The organism is Kribbella sp. CWNU-51, assembly GCF_054073265.1.
Genome location: NZ_JBSXMZ010000023.1, coordinates 125,326 through 144,525, shown reverse-complemented (window position 1 = coordinate 144,525; position 19,200 = coordinate 125,326). Strand labels below are relative to the sequence as shown.

General features: G+C 69.2%; 17 protein-coding genes. 15 read left to right on the top strand and 2 right to left on the bottom strand.

Going from position 1 to position 19,200, the window contains the following annotated elements; genetic code table 11:
• The first annotated feature begins 67 nt into the window (after nt 1–67).
• The 12 genes from hisI to ACXC9Q_RS24410 all read left to right on the top strand — a co-directional run bounded on the left by hisI (nt 68) and on the right by ACXC9Q_RS24410 (nt 9,546).
• Entirely contained in the window at nt 68–397 is a 330-nt protein-coding gene (gene hisI / locus ACXC9Q_RS24465; protein WP_457058989.1) for a phosphoribosyl-AMP cyclohydrolase, read from the top strand.
• 238 nt (nt 398–635) lie between these two features.
• Entirely contained in the window at nt 636–2,129 is a 1,494-nt protein-coding gene (locus ACXC9Q_RS24460) for an anthranilate synthase component I (protein ID WP_457058988.1), read from the top strand.
• Entirely contained in the window at nt 2,126–2,656 is a 531-nt protein-coding gene (locus tag ACXC9Q_RS24455; protein WP_457058987.1) for a Trp biosynthesis-associated membrane protein, read from the top strand. Before ACXC9Q_RS24460 ends, ACXC9Q_RS24455 begins: the two co-directional genes overlap by 4 nt.
• Before the next feature lie 56 nt (nt 2,657–2,712).
• Nucleotides 2,713–2,970 (top strand): HGxxPAAW family protein, encoded by a 258-nt coding sequence (locus ACXC9Q_RS24450; RefSeq protein ID WP_457058986.1) that lies wholly within the window; start codon nt 2,713–2,715, stop codon nt 2,968–2,970.
• 13 nt (nt 2,971–2,983) lie between these two features.
• Nucleotides 2,984–3,790 (top strand): indole-3-glycerol phosphate synthase TrpC, encoded by an 807-nt coding sequence (gene trpC / locus ACXC9Q_RS24445; RefSeq protein WP_457058985.1) that lies wholly within the window; start codon nt 2,984–2,986, stop codon nt 3,788–3,790.
• A 74-nt stretch (nt 3,791–3,864) separates the two neighbouring features.
• Nucleotides 3,865–5,076: a tryptophan synthase subunit beta gene (gene trpB / locus ACXC9Q_RS24440; protein WP_457058984.1), complete on the top strand. Its 1,212-nt coding sequence runs from the start codon at nt 3,865–3,867 to the stop codon at nt 5,074–5,076.
• The gene (gene trpA, locus ACXC9Q_RS24435) at nt 5,069–5,893 is read left to right on the top strand and encodes a tryptophan synthase subunit alpha (RefSeq protein WP_457058983.1); all 825 of its coding nucleotides are present in this window, start codon (nt 5,069–5,071) and stop codon (nt 5,891–5,893) included. Before trpB ends, trpA begins: the two co-directional genes overlap by 8 nt.
• 45 nt (nt 5,894–5,938) lie before the next feature.
• Nucleotides 5,939–6,559, top strand: coding sequence for an SCO family protein (locus tag ACXC9Q_RS24430; protein ID WP_328521585.1), 621 nt, complete (start codon nt 5,939–5,941; stop codon nt 6,557–6,559).
• Nucleotides 6,556–7,032 (top strand): DoxX family protein, encoded by a 477-nt coding sequence (locus ACXC9Q_RS24425; RefSeq protein WP_457058982.1) that lies wholly within the window; start codon nt 6,556–6,558, stop codon nt 7,030–7,032. The genes ACXC9Q_RS24430 and ACXC9Q_RS24425 overlap by 4 nt, the downstream gene beginning before the upstream one ends.
• Nucleotides 7,029–7,736: a thioredoxin domain-containing protein gene (locus tag ACXC9Q_RS24420; RefSeq protein ID WP_457058981.1), complete on the top strand. Its 708-nt coding sequence runs from the start codon at nt 7,029–7,031 to the stop codon at nt 7,734–7,736. The genes ACXC9Q_RS24425 and ACXC9Q_RS24420 overlap by 4 nt, the downstream gene beginning before the upstream one ends.
• Nucleotides 7,737–7,808: 72 nt before the next feature.
• Nucleotides 7,809–8,828 carry a prolipoprotein diacylglyceryl transferase gene (gene lgt / locus ACXC9Q_RS24415; RefSeq protein ID WP_457058980.1) on the top strand — a complete coding sequence of 340 codons (1,020 nt, stop codon included), beginning with the start codon at nt 7,809–7,811 and terminating at the stop codon, nt 8,826–8,828.
• Nucleotides 8,829–8,877: 49 nt separating this feature from the next.
• Entirely contained in the window at nt 8,878–9,546 is a 669-nt protein-coding gene (locus ACXC9Q_RS24410; protein WP_457058979.1) for a VIT1/CCC1 transporter family protein, read from the top strand.
• Here ACXC9Q_RS24410 and ACXC9Q_RS24405 read toward each other — a convergent pair.
• Entirely contained in the window at nt 9,507–10,556 is a 1,050-nt protein-coding gene (locus ACXC9Q_RS24405) for a 1-aminocyclopropane-1-carboxylate deaminase (protein ID WP_457058978.1), read from the bottom strand. The two genes, ACXC9Q_RS24410 and ACXC9Q_RS24405, sit on opposite strands and share 40 nt — an antisense overlap.
• Nucleotides 10,557–10,612: 56 nt before the next feature.
• Between ACXC9Q_RS24405 and ACXC9Q_RS24400 the strand changes: the two genes are divergently transcribed.
• Nucleotides 10,613–11,431 (top strand): hypothetical protein, encoded by an 819-nt coding sequence (locus tag ACXC9Q_RS24400; RefSeq protein WP_457058977.1) that lies wholly within the window; start codon nt 10,613–10,615, stop codon nt 11,429–11,431.
• A 664-nt stretch (nt 11,432–12,095) separates the two neighbouring features.
• Here the strand turns inward: ACXC9Q_RS24400 and ACXC9Q_RS24395 are convergent.
• Complete coding sequence (locus tag ACXC9Q_RS24395) at nt 12,096–12,920, bottom strand: phosphotransferase family protein (protein ID WP_457058976.1); 825 nt, start codon at nt 12,918–12,920, stop codon at nt 12,096–12,098.
• Nucleotides 12,921–13,168: 248 nt separating this feature from the next.
• Between ACXC9Q_RS24395 and gltB the strand changes: the two genes are divergently transcribed.
• Nucleotides 13,169–17,692: a glutamate synthase large subunit gene (gltB, locus tag ACXC9Q_RS24390; protein ID WP_457058975.1), complete on the top strand. Its 4,524-nt coding sequence runs from the start codon at nt 13,169–13,171 to the stop codon at nt 17,690–17,692.
• On the top strand, nt 17,692–19,158 hold the full coding sequence (locus ACXC9Q_RS24385) for a glutamate synthase subunit beta (protein ID WP_457058974.1): 1,467 nt from the start codon (nt 17,692–17,694) through the stop codon (nt 19,156–19,158). The genes gltB and ACXC9Q_RS24385 overlap by 1 nt, the downstream gene beginning before the upstream one ends.
• Nucleotides 19,159–19,200: the final 42 nt, after the last annotated feature.

Below are 19,200 nucleotides of genomic sequence, written 5' to 3'. Positions count from 1 at the left end.
CCCACGCGCGTGTTCGTCGCAAGGCACCGTGTTCGGAGTACTCCTTGTGATCGGCGACAATGGGCGGGTGAGTATTGACGAGCTGACCTTCGACGCGGCCGGGCTGATCCCAGCAGTGGTGCAGCAATACGACACGCGTGAGGTCCTGATGGTGGGCTGGATGAACGCCGAGGCGGTCCGCCGGACGGCGGCGACCGGGCGGAGCACGTTCTGGTCCCGCAGCCGGCAGGAGTACTGGGTCAAGGGCGAGACCAGCGGCAATCGTCAGCACGTCAAGCAGATCCTCGTCGACTGCGACGCCGACACCCTGCTCGTCCTCGTCGACCAGGAAGGCCCGGCCTGCCACACCGGCACCCGCACCTGCTTCGAGCACGGCCAGATCGAGGTCAACGCATGACAGTGCTTTTGGCCGGGCCTTCGGCGCCGGCGGGGTCATGGGGCCTCGGCTCCCGGCCTTCCCTCGTCGCTCCAGTCGCTGTGCCTTTGGCCGCGCCTCCGGGGCGGCGGGTCATGGGGCTTTTACTCCCGCCCTTCCCTCGTCGCTCCAGTCGCTTCGCTCCCTGCGCTCCTCAGTCCAGGGTGGGAGGCCCCATGACCGGGCTCCCTGCGCTCCTCAGTCCAGGCCGGGAGGCCCCATGACCACGAACCCGGCCATCGAGACCTTCCGCGAGTATGCCAAGGACCGCCGCGTTATCCCGGTGACGCGGCGGCTGTTGGCCGACGCGGAGACGCCGATCGGTGTCTATGGCAAGCTCGCCGCCGAGCGCGAAGGCACCTTCCTGCTGGAGTCCGCGGAGAACGGCGGCGTCTGGTCGCGGTACTCGTTCATCGGCGTGCGCAGCGCGGCGACGCTGACCGAGCGCGACGGCGAGGCGATCTGGACCGGGAGCCCGCCGGTCGGCCTGCCGCAGACCGGTGACCCCCTGAAGGCGCTGCGCGAGACGCTGGAGATCCTGCACACGCCCCGGCTGCCTGACCTGCCGCCACTGACCGGCGGCATGGTCGGCTTCCTCGGGTACGACGCGGTCCGCCGGCTCGAACGGTTGCCCGACACAACGACCGACGACCTCGGCCTGCCCGAGCTCACGTTCCTGTTCGCCACCGACCTGGCCGCCCTCGACCACGAGACCGGCGAGATCTGGCTGATCGCGAACGCGGTCAACTGGGACGACTCCGACGAGCGTGTCGACGAGGCCTACGCGGACGCCGTACGCCGTCTCGACGCGATGGAGGCGGATCTGGCGCAGCCGACCCCGTCGTACGTCGTGCGCGCGGACCGGACCGCGGTGCCCGATCCCCACCGGCAGCGGTCCAGCGCGGAGTACCGGGAGGCCGTCGAGCACGCCAAGGAGGAGATCCGGGCCGGCGAGGCGTTCCAGATCGTCGTGTCCCAGCGGTTCGAGCTGCAGACCACGGCGTCCGCGCTCGACATCTACCGGGTGCTGCGCCGCTCCAACCCGAGCCCGTACATGTACCTGGTCCGCCTGGACGGCTTCGACATCGTCGGCTCCAGTCCCGAGGCGCTGGTCAAGGTCACCGACAACAAGGTGATCCTGCACCCGATCGCCGGCACCCGCCGCCGCGGCGCCACGCCGGAGGAGGACCACGCGCTGGAGGAGGAGCTGCGCGCCGACGCCAAGGAGCGCGCCGAGCACCTGATGCTGGTCGACCTCGGCCGCAACGATGTCGGCCGGGTCTGCGCGCCCGGCACCGTGGAGGTGGTCGACTTCATGGACGTCCGCCGCTACAGCCACGTGATGCACCTGGAATCGACCGTCACCGGGCAGTTGGCGGCCGGCAAGACCGCCTTCGACGCGCTCACCGCCGCGTTCCCGGCCGGGACGCTGTCCGGTGCGCCGAAGCCGCGGGCGATGGAGATCATCGACAAGCTCGAGGTGACCCGGCGCGGGGTGTACGGCGGTGTCGTCGGCTACCTGGACTTCGCCGGTGACGTGGACACCGCGATCGCGATCCGGACCGCGGTGTTGCGCGGCTCCACGGCGTACGTGCAAGCCGGCGCGGGCATCGTCGCCGATTCCGACCCGGCCGCCGAGGACGCCGAGTGCCGGACCAAGGCGGCCGCCGTCCTGAACGCGATCGCGGTCGCGGGAACGTTCAGCGACGTATGAAGCCGCAGCGACTCGTCGATCTCCTCGCCGTCGTGGCGCTGGTGCTGCTCGGGTTGTCGGCGTACCTGACGTGGTCGACGGCGCACCCGGGGAGCGGGCGTCCGAGTGTGGACTTCAACGGGTACACCGTCACCAAGGCACCGGTGACGCTGGCACTCGCGTCGGTGGTCGCGATCGTCGTTACGAAACTCGCAGGTACAGCATTGCGTCGCGTACTGGGTGCGCTGGTGCTGCTGATGGGTGTTGCCGCGATCGCCGTCGCGCTGCAGGTACGGCCCGACGTGAGTGAGCTGAGCAGGATCCGGCCGGAGCTCAGTCAGGCGGTCACCGACCACGTCAGTCTGTCCGGCGGTCCGGCGCCCTGGTTCGCCCTGGCCGGGGGCGCGGCGCTGGTCGCGGCGGGCCTGATCGCCTTGCTGACAGCGCATCGCTGGCGTCGCGCGACGGCCCGCTACGAGCGTGATCCGGCCGCCGCACCGGCCGATCAGTGGAAGGCGATCGACGCCGGGGAGGACCCGACTCTCTGACCGCGGCGGCCTACCGCCACAATAGGACGGGACGACAACGAGGAGTGGCGCCAACCATGGACAATACGACGGCCGATCAAGTAGCGACGCGGGTGAGCGAGGAGGCTCCCCACGACCTGCACGGCAACAGCCCGGCGGCGTGGACCGCGGTGACCATCGTGCTGATCGCGTTCACGGTCGGCGCCATCGCGATGGTGCTCGGTCCGAACTGGGTGCTGTTCTGGATCTCGGTCGCCATCGCTGTGCTGGGTGTGCTGACCGGCAAGGTCATGCAACTGCTGGGGTTCGGGGTCCCGGCCGACGGCGACCACTGAGGGGCGGACGGACATGACTGTGCTTGACGACATTCTCGCGGGGGTCCGGGAGGACCTCGCGGAGCGCCAGGCGCGGGTCAGCCTGGACGACCTGAAGCAGGAAGCCCAGCGCAAGCCCGACGCCAAGGACCCGATGCCGGTGTTCCGCGGTGACGGGATCGCGATCATCGCCGAAGTGAAGCGATCCAGCCCGTCCAAGGGCGAGCTGGCCGAGATCACCGACCCGGCCGCGCTGGCCGGGGAGTACGAGGAGGGCGGTGCGGCGGCGATCTCGGTGCTGACCGAGCAGCGCCGGTTCAACGGCAGCCTGGACGACCTGCGCGCGGTCCGCGGCCGGGTCGACGTCCCGGTCCTGCGGAAGGACTTCATCGTCTCGTCGTACCAGCTCTGGGAGGCCCGTGCGGCCGGCGCCGACATGGTGCTGCTGATCGCCGCGGCGCTGGAGCAGGAGGCCCTGGTCTCGCTGATCGAGCGCGCGCACTCGATCGGCCTGTGCCCGCTGGTCGAGGTGCACGACGAGGAGGAGACCCGGCGGGCGGTCGATGCCGGCGCCCAGCTGATCGGCGTGAACAACCGGAACCTGAAGACTCTCGAGGTCGACCGGGACACCTTCGCCCGGGTCGCGCCGACGATCCCGTCGAACCTGGTCCGGGTGGCGGAGTCCGGCGTTCGCGGCCCGCATGATGTAATCGAGTTCGCGCGCGCCGGGGCCGATGTCGTCCTCGTCGGTGAAACCCTGGTGACCGGCCGCGATCCCCGCGCCTCGGTCGCCGACCTCGTCGCCGCCGGATCGCATCCCGCCATCCAGCAGCGGCACTAGACCCGGCCGGTCCAAACGGCACCGGGACGGACACTCTCCCGCGCTGTAGAGCCGGGTTTTGGAAGGTTTGTCGGATGAGTAGTGTGCTGCCCGACCAGCTCGGGCACTTCGGCCGTTTCGGCGGCAGGTTCATGCCGGAGGCGCTGATCGCGCCGCTCGACGAGCTCACCACGGCCTGGCGCGAAGCCATGGCCGACCCGGAGTTCACCGGTGAGTTCGAGCGGATGCTGCACGAGTACATCGGCGCCCCGAGCCTGCTGTACGACGCGACCCGGCTGTCCGACGCGGCCGGCGCCCGGATCCTGCTGAAGCGTGAGGACCTGAACCACACCGGTGCGCACAAGATCCGGAACGCGATCGGCCAGGCCCTGCTGACCAAGCGGATGGGCAAGACCCGGGTGATCGCCGAGACCGGCGCCGGCCAGCACGGCGTCGCGACCGCGACCGCGTGCGCCTACCTGGACCTCGAGTGCGTGGTCTACATGGGTGAGGTCGACACCCAGCGGCAGGCGCTGAACGTGGCCCGGATGCAGCTGCTCGGCGCCGAGGTCATCTCGGTGAAGACCGGCAGCCGGACGCTGAAGGACGCGATCAACGAGGCCCTGCGCGACTGGGTCGCCAGCGTGGACAAGACGCACTACATCCTGGGTACGGCGGCCGGCTCGCACCCGTTCCCCGCCATGGTGCGCGACTTCGTCCGCGGTATCGGTGACGAGGCCAGGGAGCAGGCGCTCGAGTTGCTCGGCAAGCTCCCCGACGCCGCGGTCGCGTCCGTGGGCGGCGGGTCGAACGCGATCGGCCTGTTCACCGCGTTCATCCCCGACGAGACGGTGTTGCTGTACGGCATCGAGCCGGGTGGCGACGGGTTCGAGACCGGCCGGCACGCGGCCACGATCACCGCCGGACAGGTCGGCGTACTGCATGGTGCGCGGTCGTTCCTGTTGCAGGACGAGGACGGGCAGACGATCGAGTCGCACTCGATCTCGGCCGGGCTGGACTATCCCGGGGTCGGGCCGGAGCACGCGTGGCTGGCCGAGACCGGGCGGGCGTCGTACCGGCCGATCACGGACGCCGAGGCGATGGAGGCGTTCAAGCTGCTGTCCCGGACCGAGGGCATCATCCCGGCGATCGAGTCCGCGCACGCGGTCGCGGGCGCGCTCGACATCGCGACGGAGTTGGGGCCGGAGGCAACCATCTTGGTGAACCTGTCCGGTCGCGGGGACAAGGACATGGACACGGCCGCCACCTGGTTCGGCCTCGGCGAGAAAGAGGCCACCGGTGATTGATCTGGTTGCCCTGGGCAAGGCCGGCGCGGCGATCCGGAAGGCCAACGACGAGGGCCGCGGCGCCCTCGTCGGCTACCTGCCGGCCGGCTTCCCGACGTACGACGGTGGCGTGGACGGCATCAAGGCGATGATCGACGGCGGCGTCGACGTGGTCGAGGTCGGTCTCCCGTACAGCGACCCGGTGATGGACGGCGTCACCATCCAGCGCGCCACCGAGGTGGCCCGGGCCGGCGGGCTACGGACCCGCGACGTGCTGAGCACGATCGAGAAGGTCGCGGCGTACTCCGATGTGCCGGTGCTCGTGATGACGTACTGGAACCCGGTCGAGCGGTACGGCGTGGACCGGTTCGCCGCGGATTTCGCCGGCGTCGGGGGAGCGGGCCTGATCACGCCCGACCTGATCCCGGACGAGGGTGCGGAGTGGATCGCGGCCGCGGACAAGAACGACCTGGACAAGGTGTTCCTGGTCTCACCGTCGTCGACCGACGAGCGGATCCGGATGACCACGGCCGCCTGCCGCGGCTTCGTCTACGCGACCGCTGTGATGGGTGTCACCGGTGCTCGGGACAAGCCCTCGGAGCTGGCGGCGCCACTGGTGGCGCGCACGAAGGCGGTCACCGGCCTGCCGGTCGGCGTCGGCCTCGGAATCTCGAACGCTGACCAGGCGGCCGGTGTGGCGGCGTTCGCGGACGCGGCGATCGTCGGCGCGGCTCTCGTCAAGGCGCTCGAGGACGGCGGCCCGGCCGGGGTCCGCGCGCTCGCGGAAGCGCTGTCCGAAGGCGTCCGCAGGGAACCCAGCGCCGCCGCGAGTCGTTAGTACGCCGTGAGTCGAACCAGGAACGCGGCACTTCTACTGGCCGCGGTGGCTCTGCTCGCCCTCGCGGGCTGCAGTGGCGGCGACAAGGAGAAGGCGGACAACCCCGGCGGTGCGATCATCCGCACCACGCAGGATCCGAACGGTCTGCGCGGGGCGACGCTGGACCGGCCGTACTCGTTGCCCGCGGCCACCCTGACCGATACCGGCGGGAACCCGTTCAACCTGGTCACCTCGACCAAGAAGCCGGTCACGCTGGTGTTCTTCGGCTACACGAACTGCCCGGACGTGTGCCCGACCGTGATGGCCGATGTGGCGTCCGCGCTGACCAAGCTGGACCAGCCGGTGCGGGACCAGGTGCAGTTGCTGTTCATCACCACCGACCCGGCCCGTGACACCGGCCCGGTGATTCGCAAGTACCTGGACCGGTTCGACCCGTCGTTCGTCGGGCTGACTGGTTCGCTGACGTCGATCAAGGACATCGCGAAGGCCGTCGGCGTACCGGTGGAAGGGATGCAGAAGCTGCCCTCCGGCGGGTACGAGGTCGGTCACGGTGCGCAGGTGATCGGCTTCGGCAAGAACGACAAGGCGAACGTGCTCTGGTTGTCGAACGCCGCCATCGGCGACCTGGCCCACGACTTCGGGAAGCTGGTGGAGGACAACCAGTGAATCGTCGACCCTGGTTCGAATGGGTCTCGCTGGGAGCGCGGCTCGTGCTCGGCGGCGTGATGCTGGTGGCGGGCGCGTTGAAGGTGACCGATCCGGAGACGGCGGCCCAGGCGGTCCGCGCGTACGAGCTGCTGCCGGCGTCGCTGGCGGCGCCGGTGGGCTGGGGGCTGCCGTTCCTGGAGATCGCGATCGGATTGCTGTTGATCGTCGGTTTCGGTGTCCGCGCCGCTGAGGCCGCCGCGGGTGTTTTCATGGTCGTGTTCATCGCCGCGGTGGCGTCCGCCTGGGCGCGCGGCCTGGCGATCGACTGCGGCTGCTTCGGCGGCGGCGGCCAGGTCGCCCCCGGTCAGACGAAGTACCTGCAGGAGATCCTGCGGGACGTCGGCCTGCTGCTGCTGGCGGCCTGGCTGTGGTTGAACTCCACCAGCAAGTACGCCCTGGAACCCGAACCGCAAGGAGTCACCGCGTCGTGAGCAAGACCAATGCCCCAGCGACTCCGCTGCTGCAGCAGCCGAAGCGGCGGATCTCGCCCGGGATCATCGTGGTGATCGTGCTGCTGCTGGCCCTCGCGGGCGGCGTCGGCGTGCAGTACTGGCGTGGGCACTCCAAGGTCGAGGTGAGCTCGAACGGCAAACCCGAGCCCACGGTGATCACCGGCCCGGGCACGTCCGGGAAGGGCGTCACCGTCGGCAACGCCGACGCCAAGGTGCACATCGCCATCTACCTCGACTTCCGTTGCCCGCACTGCGCCGAGTTCGAGGAGTCGACCGGTGGAGTAGTCGACAAACTCGTCCAGGACGGTACGGCGACGCTGACCTACTGGCCGCTCGCCTTCGTCAACCCGGACGCCTCGCCGCGACTGGCCAACGCGTTCGCCGCAGCGGCCGCGAACGGCAAGGCGCTCAGCTACGCTGACGAGATGTACGGCGACTTCAGCAAGTCGTGGACCACGGACCAGCTGCTCGACCTGGGCAGCCAGCTCGGTATCGGTGACGCGAAGTTCCAGCAGGCCGTGCGGGACAACACCTACGGCGGCTGGCTCGACACGGTTTCGAAGGCCGCGGACGACCGCGGCGTGACCGGGACGCCGACGGTCTACGTCAACGACAAGCAGCTGGAAGCCGACCAGCTGACCGCCGACGGCTTGCAGAAGGCTGTCGATGCCATCGCGAGCTGACGCACCGAGTCCCCATCGTGACCATGAGTTTCTGGTCGTGCCCGGGCCGGTCGAGTAGCGTTCCCCCTTGCCATGTCTAGTCTGATTCCCGCCGTGATGGTTCCGGCGTTCATTCCCAGCCCGAGCCAGGGTGTCTGGCACATCGCCGGCCTGCCGATCCGCGCGTACGCGCTGTGCATCCTGGCCGGTATCTTCGCCGGCTACTGGCTCGGCCGCCACCGCTGGGTCGCCCGCGGCGGCTCACCGACCGTGCTCGCCGACATCATGTTCTGGGCCATCCCGTTCGGGCTGGTCGGCGCCCGGATCTACCACGTCGTCACCGACGCCGAGCTGTACTTCGGCGAGGGCCGGCACCCGATCGACGCGCTGAAGATCTGGCACGGCGGGCTCGGCATCTGGGGCGCCGTCGGCTTCGGCGCGCTCGGCGCCTGGATCGCCTGCCGGCGGGCCAAGGTGCCGTTCCTGGCGGTCGCGGACGCGATGGCGCCGGGGATCGCGCTGGCGCAGGTGTTCGGCCGGTTCGGCAACTACTTCAACCAGGAGCTGTTCGGCAAGCCGACGACCAAGCCGTGGGGCCTGGAGATCTCGCCCGAGCACCGCCCGGACGGGTACGCCGACTTCGCCACCTTCCACCCGACGTTCCTGTACGAAGCGATCTGGAACCTCGGCGTGGTCGCGCTGGTCATCCTGGTCGACCGCCGCTTCAAGCTGGGCCACGGCCGCGCGTTCTTCCTCTACGTGGCCGGCTACACCGCGGGCCGCGTCTGGATCGAGAACCTGCGCATCGACACGGTCAACCATTTCCTCGGCCTCCGGCTGAACGTGTGGACCGCCATCATCTTGTTCGTCCTCGCCGTCGCCGCCTTCATCATCAGCGCCCGCAAGTACCCCGGCCAGGAAGACATCTCCACCGGCCCCTCCGCCGGCAAGCCGACCGACGAGGAGTCGACGCCGGAATCGGATGACGACGAGGAGGCGAGTACCGACGAATCGGCTGATACTGGAGCAGCGGCTGATTCAACGGACGCCGTACCGGACAAACCGAAGGTCGAGGCGACCAACGGTTCCGACTCAGATGGGTCTCGTGACTGAGGTTCCCGAGGTTTCTGCCGAGCATCACGGAGATCACACTCATCGTGATGTGAGCGGCGGCTGGCTGCGCCCGGCCGTGTTCGGCGCGATGGACGGCCTGGTCTCGAACTTCGCCCTGATCGCCGGCATGGACGGCGGTACGGCGTCCGGCTCGAGTGTGATCGTGCTCGCCGGGCTGGCGGGCCTGGCCGCGGGCGCGTTCTCGATGGCGGCGGGGGAGTACACCTCCGTCGCCTCGCAGCGCGAGCTCGCCCGGGCCGAGATCGAGAAAGAGCGTAAGGAGATCCAGCGGCACCCGATCGACGAGGAGATCGAGCTCGCCGAGACCTACCGCGCCAAGGGCCTCGACCCGGACCTGGCCAGCAAGGTCGCGAAACAGTTCCACACCGACCCCGACCAGGCCCTCGAGGAACACGTCCGCGAAGAGCTCGGCATCGACCCCAACGACCTGCCCAACCCGGTCGTCGCGGCCGCGTCGTCGTTCATCTGCTTCGCGGTCGGCGCGTTCATCCCGCTGCTGCCGTACCTGCTCGGCGCCGGCAGCGTCGTACCGGCCCTGATCATGTCGCTGACCGCTCTCTTCGTCTGCGGTGCGATCGTCTCCCGCGTGACCAGCCGGTCCTGGTGGTACTCCGGCCTCCGTCAGCTGCTCCTCGGCGGTCTGGCCGCAGCACTCACCTACGGCGTCGGGACGTTGGTCGGACCCGGCATCGGCTGACTGTGCGTGAACAGCCCGCTGTAGGCGTTGAGCGCGGGCTGGCCGCCCAGGTGGGCGTAGAGGATGTTGGAGTCCTTGGGGATGTCGCCGTTCCGGATCAGATCGATCAGGCCGGCCATCGACTTCCCCTCGTAGACCGGGTCGATGATCATCCCTTCGAGCTGACCGGTGAGCCGGATCGCGTCCAGCGTGGACTGCACCGGGATCCCGTACCGGTCACCGGCCCAGCCTTCGAGCACGGTGATCTCGTCGTCGCGCAGGTCGCGGCCGAGGTCGATCAGCTCGGCGGTGGCGCGGGCGATCCGCTCGACCTGGTCGCGGGTCTCCTGCAGCTTCGCGCTCGCGTCGATCCCGATCACCCGCCGCGGCCGGTCCTGCCCGGCGAACCCGGCGATCATCCCCGCCTGCGTCGACCCGGTCACCGCACAGACGATGATCGTGTCGAAGTAGACCCCGAGCTCCCGCTCCTGCTGCTCGACCTCGACCGCCCAGTTCGCGAATCCGAGTCCACCGAGCCGGTGGTCCGAAGCACCTGCCGGGATCGCGTACGGCGTACCTCCGCGCGCCTCGACGTCGGCCAGGGCCTCCTTCCAGCTGTCCTTGAAGCCGATCCCGAACCCGGCCGGATCGAGCCGGACCTCGGCGCCCATGATCCGGCTGAGCAGGATGTTCCCGACCCGGTCGTTGAGCGCGTCCGGCCAGTCGACCCAGTTCTCCTGCACCAGCACGGCCTTCAACCCGACCTTCGCCGCGACAGCCGCGACCTGCCGGGTGTGGTTGGACTGATACCCCCCGATCGACACCAACGTGTCCGCACCCTGCGCCAGCGCGTCCGGAATCAGGTACTCCAACTTCCGGGTCTTGTTCCCGCCGTACGCAAGCCCGGAGTTGCAGTCCTCCCGCTTGGCCCAGACCCGAGCCCCGCCCAGGTGCGAACTCAGCCGATCGAGCGGATGCACCGGACTCGGCCCGAACGTGAGCGAATACCGCGGAAAGTCACCCAGCGCCATACGTTCCTCCCAAAACTCGGTCGCCGTCCGGCGTGGTCCTGACTAGCGTCCCCCAGATGTTCCCCGGCGAGATCGACGTACTCCCAGCCACCTACCTCAATCACCTGGGCACCATCTTCACCCGCTTCACCACCCAGGACTCCGGCAACATCTCGTACGGCGTCCGAACCGCCACCCGGAAGTACTTCGTGAAGACCGCGGGCGATCCCGCGGACTCCGCGCCGTACCTCGACTTCGACGGCCGGATCGCGTTGTTGCGCAACGCCGCAGCCCTTGCGGAGTCCGTCGTACATCCCACCCTCCCAGCCCTCCACGCCGTCATCGAGTCCCCAGCCGGCCCGCTCCTCGTCTACGACTGGCGCATCGGCGAACACCTCGGCACCAACCGCGACGACTCTGCCAGCGCCCATCAACGCTTCAAGGCCTTGCCGGTGCCGGAGATCCTCGCCGCCCTGGATGCTCTCTACGACCTCCATGCTCGGCTCGACGCGGCCGGCTGGGTCGAAGGCGACTTCTACGACGGCGCCCTTCTCTACGACTTCGAAGCCCACCAGTTGACCGTTGTAGACCTCGACACCTACCGCCGAGGCCCGCACCGCAACGACATGGGCCGCATGTTCGGCTCCAGCCGCTTCATGGCCCCCGAACAGTTCTCCCGCGGCGCTCCCATCGACACTCGAACCACCGCCTACGTCCTGGCCCGAGCCGCCCTGATCCTCCTCTCCGACACCACCCTGGACCCCGACGCGTTCCGCGGCACCGACGCCCAGTACGCAGTACTTCAGGAAGCCACCACCACCCGCTATCCCAGCTACGACGCCTTCTACCGGGCGTGGTACGCGGCCGGGCGGACCGCCGGTTTCACGCCTGGGTGACGCTGTGGATCGCACGTACTCGGCGAGACGTGGCCGCGCGGCCGGTACTGCGGGTCCGCCCGGCAGTCGGGTCGCCAGGAAACCTCGCAGCTCCGTGGGTCTGCGGACAGGAACTCGAGACCGCGGACAGGCGGGGATTTCGGGCCGGAGCAGGGAGCTGGGACAAGACGTCGGGACCTGGAACAGGTCATGAGTTGTCCGAGGCCCCGACATGGTGTCCGCCCCGGCCCGCCAAACGGCATCCCCGGGATGGTGGACCGGATGTCCGACGCGTGCTGAGTTGTCTGCGGGTGTTCGAGGGGAGAACCCCCGGACCCGAGGCGTTGTCCGGGCTGTTGTGGCATCTCGGTGGCTGCCCAATCTTGGCGGTGTCGATGCCGTGGCCCAACCGGTGTAGGCCACAGCAGGGATCGACCTTGTGCACCAGATCCGTACCCGCAAGGCCGGCGCGCACGGATCTCGTGCACACAATGTGACCGACCAAGCCAGGCGAGTGGGGCCGGCTCGGCGCCGCGGTGTTCAGCTGGTGGACGGATGCGTCGGTTGTGCCGAGGGCCCGTAACGACAGCAGGTAGTCGGGTCGACGCCGCCGGCCGGGGGCGGTCCCCGCCTCAACACCTGTCCGGGTCTTGCGCTGGATCGACTACCTCCTGTCGTTACGCCCTTAGGCATAGGCGACTGCCTCTTCGACGACCGGGGAGAGCCTGACGAGACGCTCGACGTGATCGCTGGGGTCTGGCTGGCCGAGTGCCCAGGCCGCACGCGACAAGCCGGTGAACGCCGCCACCAGCACTGCACCTCGTCGAACGGCGTCCAGGTCGCCGCCGTGAGCTGCCAGTAGTTGATCGAGTGGCGCGTCCACGGCCAGCAGTAGGTAGCCGAGGTCGAAGCCGGCCGGGCCGTGGCCGAACTGCTCCCAGTCGATGGCCAGTACGTCGTCTCCGTCGCGACCGAGCAGGTTCACCGGATGGGCGTCTCCGTGGGTCGGGACTCGCGGCAGCTCGTCCAGGACCGCCAGCGCCGCGTCTCGCCGTACCCACAGAGCGTCAGCCGCCGCCGAGCTGAGCCCGGCTCGCGCCAACGCACTCCACCCACCGCGCCGCTCTACGGTTGCCAGGCGGTCTCGGAGTACGTCCCGAGCGGCCCAGGCGGGCTCTGGCGTCGGGGAGCATGCGAAGCGGCCCAGAGCGGCAGCCAGGGCGAGTGGTGTCGACGCGACCGGGGGTACGAGCGCCATCCGCAGCGTGATGCCGGCTGGGTCGCGTTCGACGCCCAGACACGCCGGTGAGCGCAGGCCTGGAGTGGCCGCGACGATGCCGGATTCGGCAACCAAGGCCTGGCGTTCCCAGTAGGCGTGGTGGCGTGGGTCGATGACGCCGGGGACGAGGCGTTTGACGACCTGTTGGTCGGGCGTGAGCCAGACCCCGCCGGTAGCTTGTCCGGTGCCGGACGTGAGGGCTTGCCAGTCGGGGGAGGGGTGCCAGGACATGGTCGTGGCTTATCAGGGACGGGCGGTCTCGGCAGGTGAATTTCAGGTGCTGTGGGTGGTTGTGGGAGCGGGTGGCTGGGATGATGGAGGCTGGTAGTGAGCGCTTGCTTACTGAGGGTTATGAGGGCGTTGTGACGGTGGAATGGCTGTCCATCTGTCGAGCGTCATGAGGTAGTCTCGGGACACCCGGCTTGGGCCAATGTTGTCCCGCGGCCAGTTGTTGACCGTAGGACGACGGGAGCCCCTGAATGTTTGGTCGCCCCCCATTCCCGAAGCAGGGACTGTACGACGGACAGCACGAGCACGACGCTTGTGGTGTCGCCTTCGTCGCGACCCTGACCGGTGAACCGAGCCACGACATCGTGGCCAAGGCTTTGACCGCCCTGCGCAACCTCGAGCACCGCGGCGCGTCCGGCGCCGAACCGGACTCCGGCGACGGCGCCGGCATCCTGATCCAGATCCCGGACGCGTTCTACCGCAAGGTGTGCGAGTTCGAGCTGCCGGTGCAGCGCGGTTACGCCACCGGCATCGCGTTCCTGCCCACCGAGGCCGACGACGCGGCCAAGGCGGTCGCCCGGATCGAGGAACTGGCCGCCGAGGAGAACCTGGAAGTCCTGGGCTGGCGGGACGTCCCGACCGACCCGGATCTGCTCGGCGCGACCGCACGCTCGGTGATGCCGACCTTCAAGCAGTTGTTCGTCGCCGCGAAGGCCGGCCGGGTGCTCGGCCTGGCGCTGGAGCGGATGGCGTTCCGGCTGCGGAAGCGGGCCGAGAAGGAGACCGAGACCTACTTCCCGTCGCTGTCCGGCCGGACCATCACCTACAAGGGGATGCTGACCACCGACCAGCTGGACAAGTTCTTCCCCGAGCTGACCGACCCCGACTTCGCCTCCGCGATCGGTGTTGTGCACTCGCGTTTCTCCACCAACACGTTCCCGTCCTGGCCGCTGGCCCACCCGTACCGGTACATCGCCCACAACGGCGAGATCAACACCGTGCAGGGCAACCGCAACTGGATGCGCGCCCGCGAGGCGCTCCTCAGTAGCGACCTGATCCCCGGCGACCTCGAGCAGCTCTACCCGATCTGTACGCCGAGCGCCTCGGACTCGGCCTCGTTCGACGAGGTCCTGGAGCTCCTGCACCTGGGCGGCCGTTCACTCCCGCACGCGATGCTGATGATGATCCCGGAGGCGTGGGAGAACGCCACCACGATGGATCCGAAGCGGCGCGCGTTCTACGAGTTCCACTCGACTCTGATGGAGCCGTGGGACGGCCCGGCGTCGGTCGTCTTCTCCGACGGCACCAAGGTCGGCGCGGTCCTGGACCGCAACGGACTCCGGCCGTCGCGCTACTGGGTCACCGAGGACGGTCTCGTCGTACTCGCGTCCGAGGCCGGCGTCCTCGACATCGACCCCGCGACCGTGACCGAGAAGGGCCGGCTCGAGCCCGGCCGGATCTTCCTGGTCGACGTCGAGGCGCACCGGATCATCACCGACTCCGAGGTGAAGAACGCGCTCGCCACCGAGCACCCGTACGACGAATGGCTGCACGCCGGCCTGATCCGGTTCGAGGACCTGCACGAGCGCGAGCACGTCGTCCACAGCCACGCGTCGGTGACGCGCCGCCAGCAAGTGTTCGGGTACACCGAGGAAGAGCTGCGCGTCATCCTCACCCCGATGGCGAGGGCCGGCGCCGAGCCGATCGGCTCGATGGGCACCGACACGCCGATCGCCGTACTGAGCGACCGGCCGCGGCTGCTGTTCGACTACTTCGCCCAGCTGTTCGCGCAGGTCACCAACCCGCCGCTGGACGCGATCCGCGAAGAGCTCGTCACCTCGCTGTCGTCGAGCCTCGGCCCGGAGGCGAACCTGCTCAGCCCGAGCCCGGCGTCCTGCCGTCAGGTGGTGATCCCGTTCCCGGTGATCACCAACGACGAGCTCGCGAAGCTCCGCCACATCAACCTGGACGGCGACATGCCGGGCCTGGCCACCACGGTCCTGCGCGGTGTGTACGACGTCGAAGGCGGCGGCGAGGCGCTGAAGGCACGGCTCGACGAGATCTGCGCCGAGGCCGACGAGGCGATCAGGGGCGGGGCCCGGATCCTGGTGCTGTCCGACCGGCACTCGAACGCCGACAGCGCCCCGATCCCGTCGCTGCTGCTGACCGCCGCGGTTCATCACCATCTGGTGAGGGAGAAGACCCGCACGCAGGTCGGTCTGGTCGTCGAGGCCGGCGACGTCCGCGAGGTCCACCACGTCGCCCTCCTGATGGGGTACGGCGCGGCCGCGATCAACCCGTATCTCGCGCTGGAAGCGGTCGAGGACCTCTGTCGACGCGGTACCTATCTGCCGGGCGTCGAGCCCGAGCAGGCCGTCCGCAACGTGGTGAAGTCGCTCGGCAAGGGCGTGCTCAAGGTCATGTCGAAGATGGGTGTCTCGACGGTCGCGTCGTACACCGGCGCCCAGATCTTCGAGGCGAACGGGCTGTCCCCGGAGCTGGTCGACACCTACTTCACCGGTACGTCGTCCAAGCTCGGCGGCGTCGGGCTCGACACGATCGCCGAGGAGGTGCGCCGCCGGCATCTGCGCGCGTACCCGGCGGACGGCATCCTGCCCGCGCACCGCAAGCTGGAGATCGGCGGCGAGTACCAGTGGCGGCGTGAGGGTGAGCCGCATTTGTTCGACCCGGACACGGTGTTCCGGCTGCAGCACAGCACCCGGACCGGGCGCTACGACATCTTCAAGCAGTACACCTCCCGCGTGGACGAGCAGTCCGAGCGGCTGATGACGCTGCGCGGCCTGTTCGGCTTCAACTCCGACCGGGAGCCGATCTCGGTCGACGAGGTGGAGCCGGTCAGCGCGATCGTCAAGCGGTTCTCCACCGGCGCGATGAGCTACGGCTCGATCAGCGCCGAGGCGCACACCACGCTGGCGATCGCGATGAACCGGATCGGCGGCAAGTCGAACACCGGTGAGGGCGGCGAGGACTCCGACCGCCTGCATGACCCGGCGCGGCGGAGCTCGATCAAGCAGGTGGCGTCCGGACGGTTCGGCGTCACCGCGGAGTACCTGACGAACTCCGACGACATCCAGATCAAGATGGCGCAGGGAGCCAAGCCGGGCGAGGGCGGTCAGCTGCCCGGCAACAAGGTCTACCCGTGGGTGGCGAACACCCGGCACTCGACGCCGGGTGTCGGCCTGATCTCGCCGCCGCCGCACCACGATATCTACTCGATCGAGGACCTGGCCCAGCTGATCCACGATCTGAAGAACGCGAACCCGCGGGCGCGGATCCACGTGAAGCTCGTCTCCGAGGTCGGCGTCGGCACGATCGCCGCGGGGGTCAGCAAGGCGCACGCGGACGTCGTACTGATCTCCGGTCACGACGGCGGCACCGGTGCGGCGCCGCTGACTTCGCTGAAGCACGCTGGTGGTCCGTGGGAGCTCGGGCTGGCCGAGACCCAGCAAACCCTGCTGCTCAACGGTTTGCGCGATCGGATCGTCGTACAGACCGATGGTCAGTTGAAGACGGGCCGGGACGTGGTCATCGCGGCGCTGCTCGGCGCGGAGGAGTACGGCTTCGCCACCGCGCCGCTCGTGGTGTCGGGCTGCATCATGATGCGGGTCTGCCACCTGGACACCTGCCCGGTCGGCGTCGCCACGCAGAACCCGGTACTGCGCGGGCGGTTCTCCGGCAAGCCCGAGTTCGTGGTGAACTTCTTCGAGTTCATCGCCGAGGAAGTCCGTGAGTACCTGGCCGAGCTGGGCTTCCGGTCCCTGGACGAGGCGATCGGGCACGCCGAGGTGCTGGACATCCAGCGCGCGGTCGACCACTGGAAGGCCGACGGGCTCGACCTGTCGCCGATCCTGCACGTGCCCGCGCTGCCCGACGGCGCGTCGCGGCACCAGGTGGTCGAGCAGGACCACGGCCTGGACAAGGCGCTCGACAACGAGTTGATCCGGATCTGCCAGCCGGCGCTGGACAGCGGCGAACCTGTCCGGGCGCAGCTGGCGATCCGCAACGTCAACCGAACCGTCGGCACGATGCTCGGTCACGAGATCACCAAGCGGTACCGCGCGGCCGGCCTGGCCGACGGCACCATCGACCTGACCTTCACCGGGTCGGCCGGCAACTCGTTCGCCGCCTTCGTCCCGAGCGGTGTCACGCTGCGGCTCGAGGGTGACGCCAACGACTACGTCGGCAAGGGCCTGTCCGGTGGCCGAGTGGTGATCCGGCCGGATCGGCACGCGCGGTTCGACGCGGCCGACCAGATCATCGCCGGCAACGTCATCGGGTACGGCGCGACGTCCGGCGAGTTCTTCATCAGTGGTGGCGTGGGGCAACGGTTCTGTGTCCGGAACTCCGGTGCCACCGCGGTCGTCGAATCGGTCGGCGACCACGCCTGCGAGTACATGACCGGTGGGCGCGTCGTCGTACTCGGCGCCGTCGGCCGGAACTTCGCGGCGGGCATGTCGGGCGGCGTGGCCCACGTGCTCGATCTGGACCACGCCCTGGTGAACCCGGAGCTGGTGGATCTGCACCCGGTCACCACGGACGAGTCCGAACTGCTGCACGACCTGGTCCGCAGGCACTTCGAGGAGACCGGATCGGAACGGGCGGCCAAGCTGCTCGCCGACTGGCCCGCGGCCGCCGCCAGGATCACCACGGTGATGCCCCGCGACTACGCCCGGGTGCTGGCAGCCAAGGCGGCCGCCGAGCGCGACGGGCTGGACGAGGACGCCACCACGCGAGCGATGATGGAGGCCATCTGATGGCTGACCCGAAGGGATTCCTGACCACCCGGCGTGAGGTCGCCGAGCGGCGCCCGGTGGACGAGCGGGTGAAGGACTGGAAAGAGGTGTACCCCGGTGGGCCCGGCAAGGCGCTGCTGCCGATCATCAGCAAGCAGGCCGGTCGCTGCATGGACTGCGGCATCCCGTTCTGCCACAACGGCTGCCCGCTGGGCAACCTGATCCCGGAGTGGAACGACCTGGTCTGGCGCGACGACTGGACCGGCGCGATCGAGCGGCTGCACGCGACCAACAACTTCCCGGAGTTCACCGGCCGGCTCTGCCCGGCGCCGTGTGAGCCGGCCTGCGTGCTCGGCATCAACCAGGAACCGGTCACGATCAAGAACGTCGAGGTCGCGATCATCGACAAGGCCTGGGAGTCCGGTGACGTCAAGCCGCAGCCGCCGGAATGGCTGACCGGCAAGACGATCGCGGTCGTCGGTTCCGGCCCGGCCGGCCTGGCCGCCGCCCAGCAGCTGACCCGCGCGGGTCACACCGTCGCGGTGTACGAGCGTGCGGACGCGCCGGGCGGCCTGCTGCGGTACGGGATCCCCGAGTTCAAGATGGAAAAGGAACAGGTCGACCGCCGGATCCAGCAGATGAAGGAGGAGGGCACGGTCTTCCGCTCCGGCGTGAACGTCGGCGTGGACGTGACCGGGACCCAGCTCAAGCAGCGGTACGACGCCGTCGTCATCGCGACCGGGGCCACCGCGGCGCGCGACCTGCCGGTGCCGGGCCGCGAGCACGGCGGCATCCACCAGGCGATGGAGTACCTGCCGCAGTCCAACCGGGCCTCGCTCGGCAAGCCGGTCGACGACCAGATCGTTGCCACCGGCAAAGACGTGGTGATCATCGGCGGCGGTGACACGGGTGCCGACTGCCTCGGTACGGCGCACCGGCAGGGTGCTCGCTCGGTCACCCAGCTGGAGATCATGCCGCGCCCCGGCGACGACCGGCCGGCCGGGCAGCCGTGGCCGACGTACCCGATGATCTACCGGGTCGCCTCGGCGCACGAGGAGGGTGGCGAGCGGGTCTATTCGGTCTCGACCGTCAACTTCGAGGCTGATGCTGAGGGCAACGTCTCTGGGCTGAACCTGGTCGAGGTCGAGTTCCAGGATGGCAGGTTCGTCCCGGTCGAGGGCACCGAGCGGACCATCCCGACCCAGCTCGTACTGCTCGCGATGGGCTTCCTCGGTCCGGAGCGCGAGGGCTTCCTCGAGCAGCTCGGCGTCGAGCTCGACGAGCGTGGCAACGTGAAGCGGGACAAGACCTACCAGACCTCGGTCGAGGGCGTCTTCGCCTGCGGCGACGCCGGCCGCGGCCAGTCCCTGATCGTCTGGGCCATCGCCGAAGGCCGCTCCTGCGCCAACGGCGTAGACACCCACCTCACCGGTTCCTCAACCCTCCCCACCCCCATCCCTCCCACCGCCCGCCCGCTGGCGGTCTGACCTTGTGCACCCGCCAACCACAATTCGTCACGAAAAGTGGTT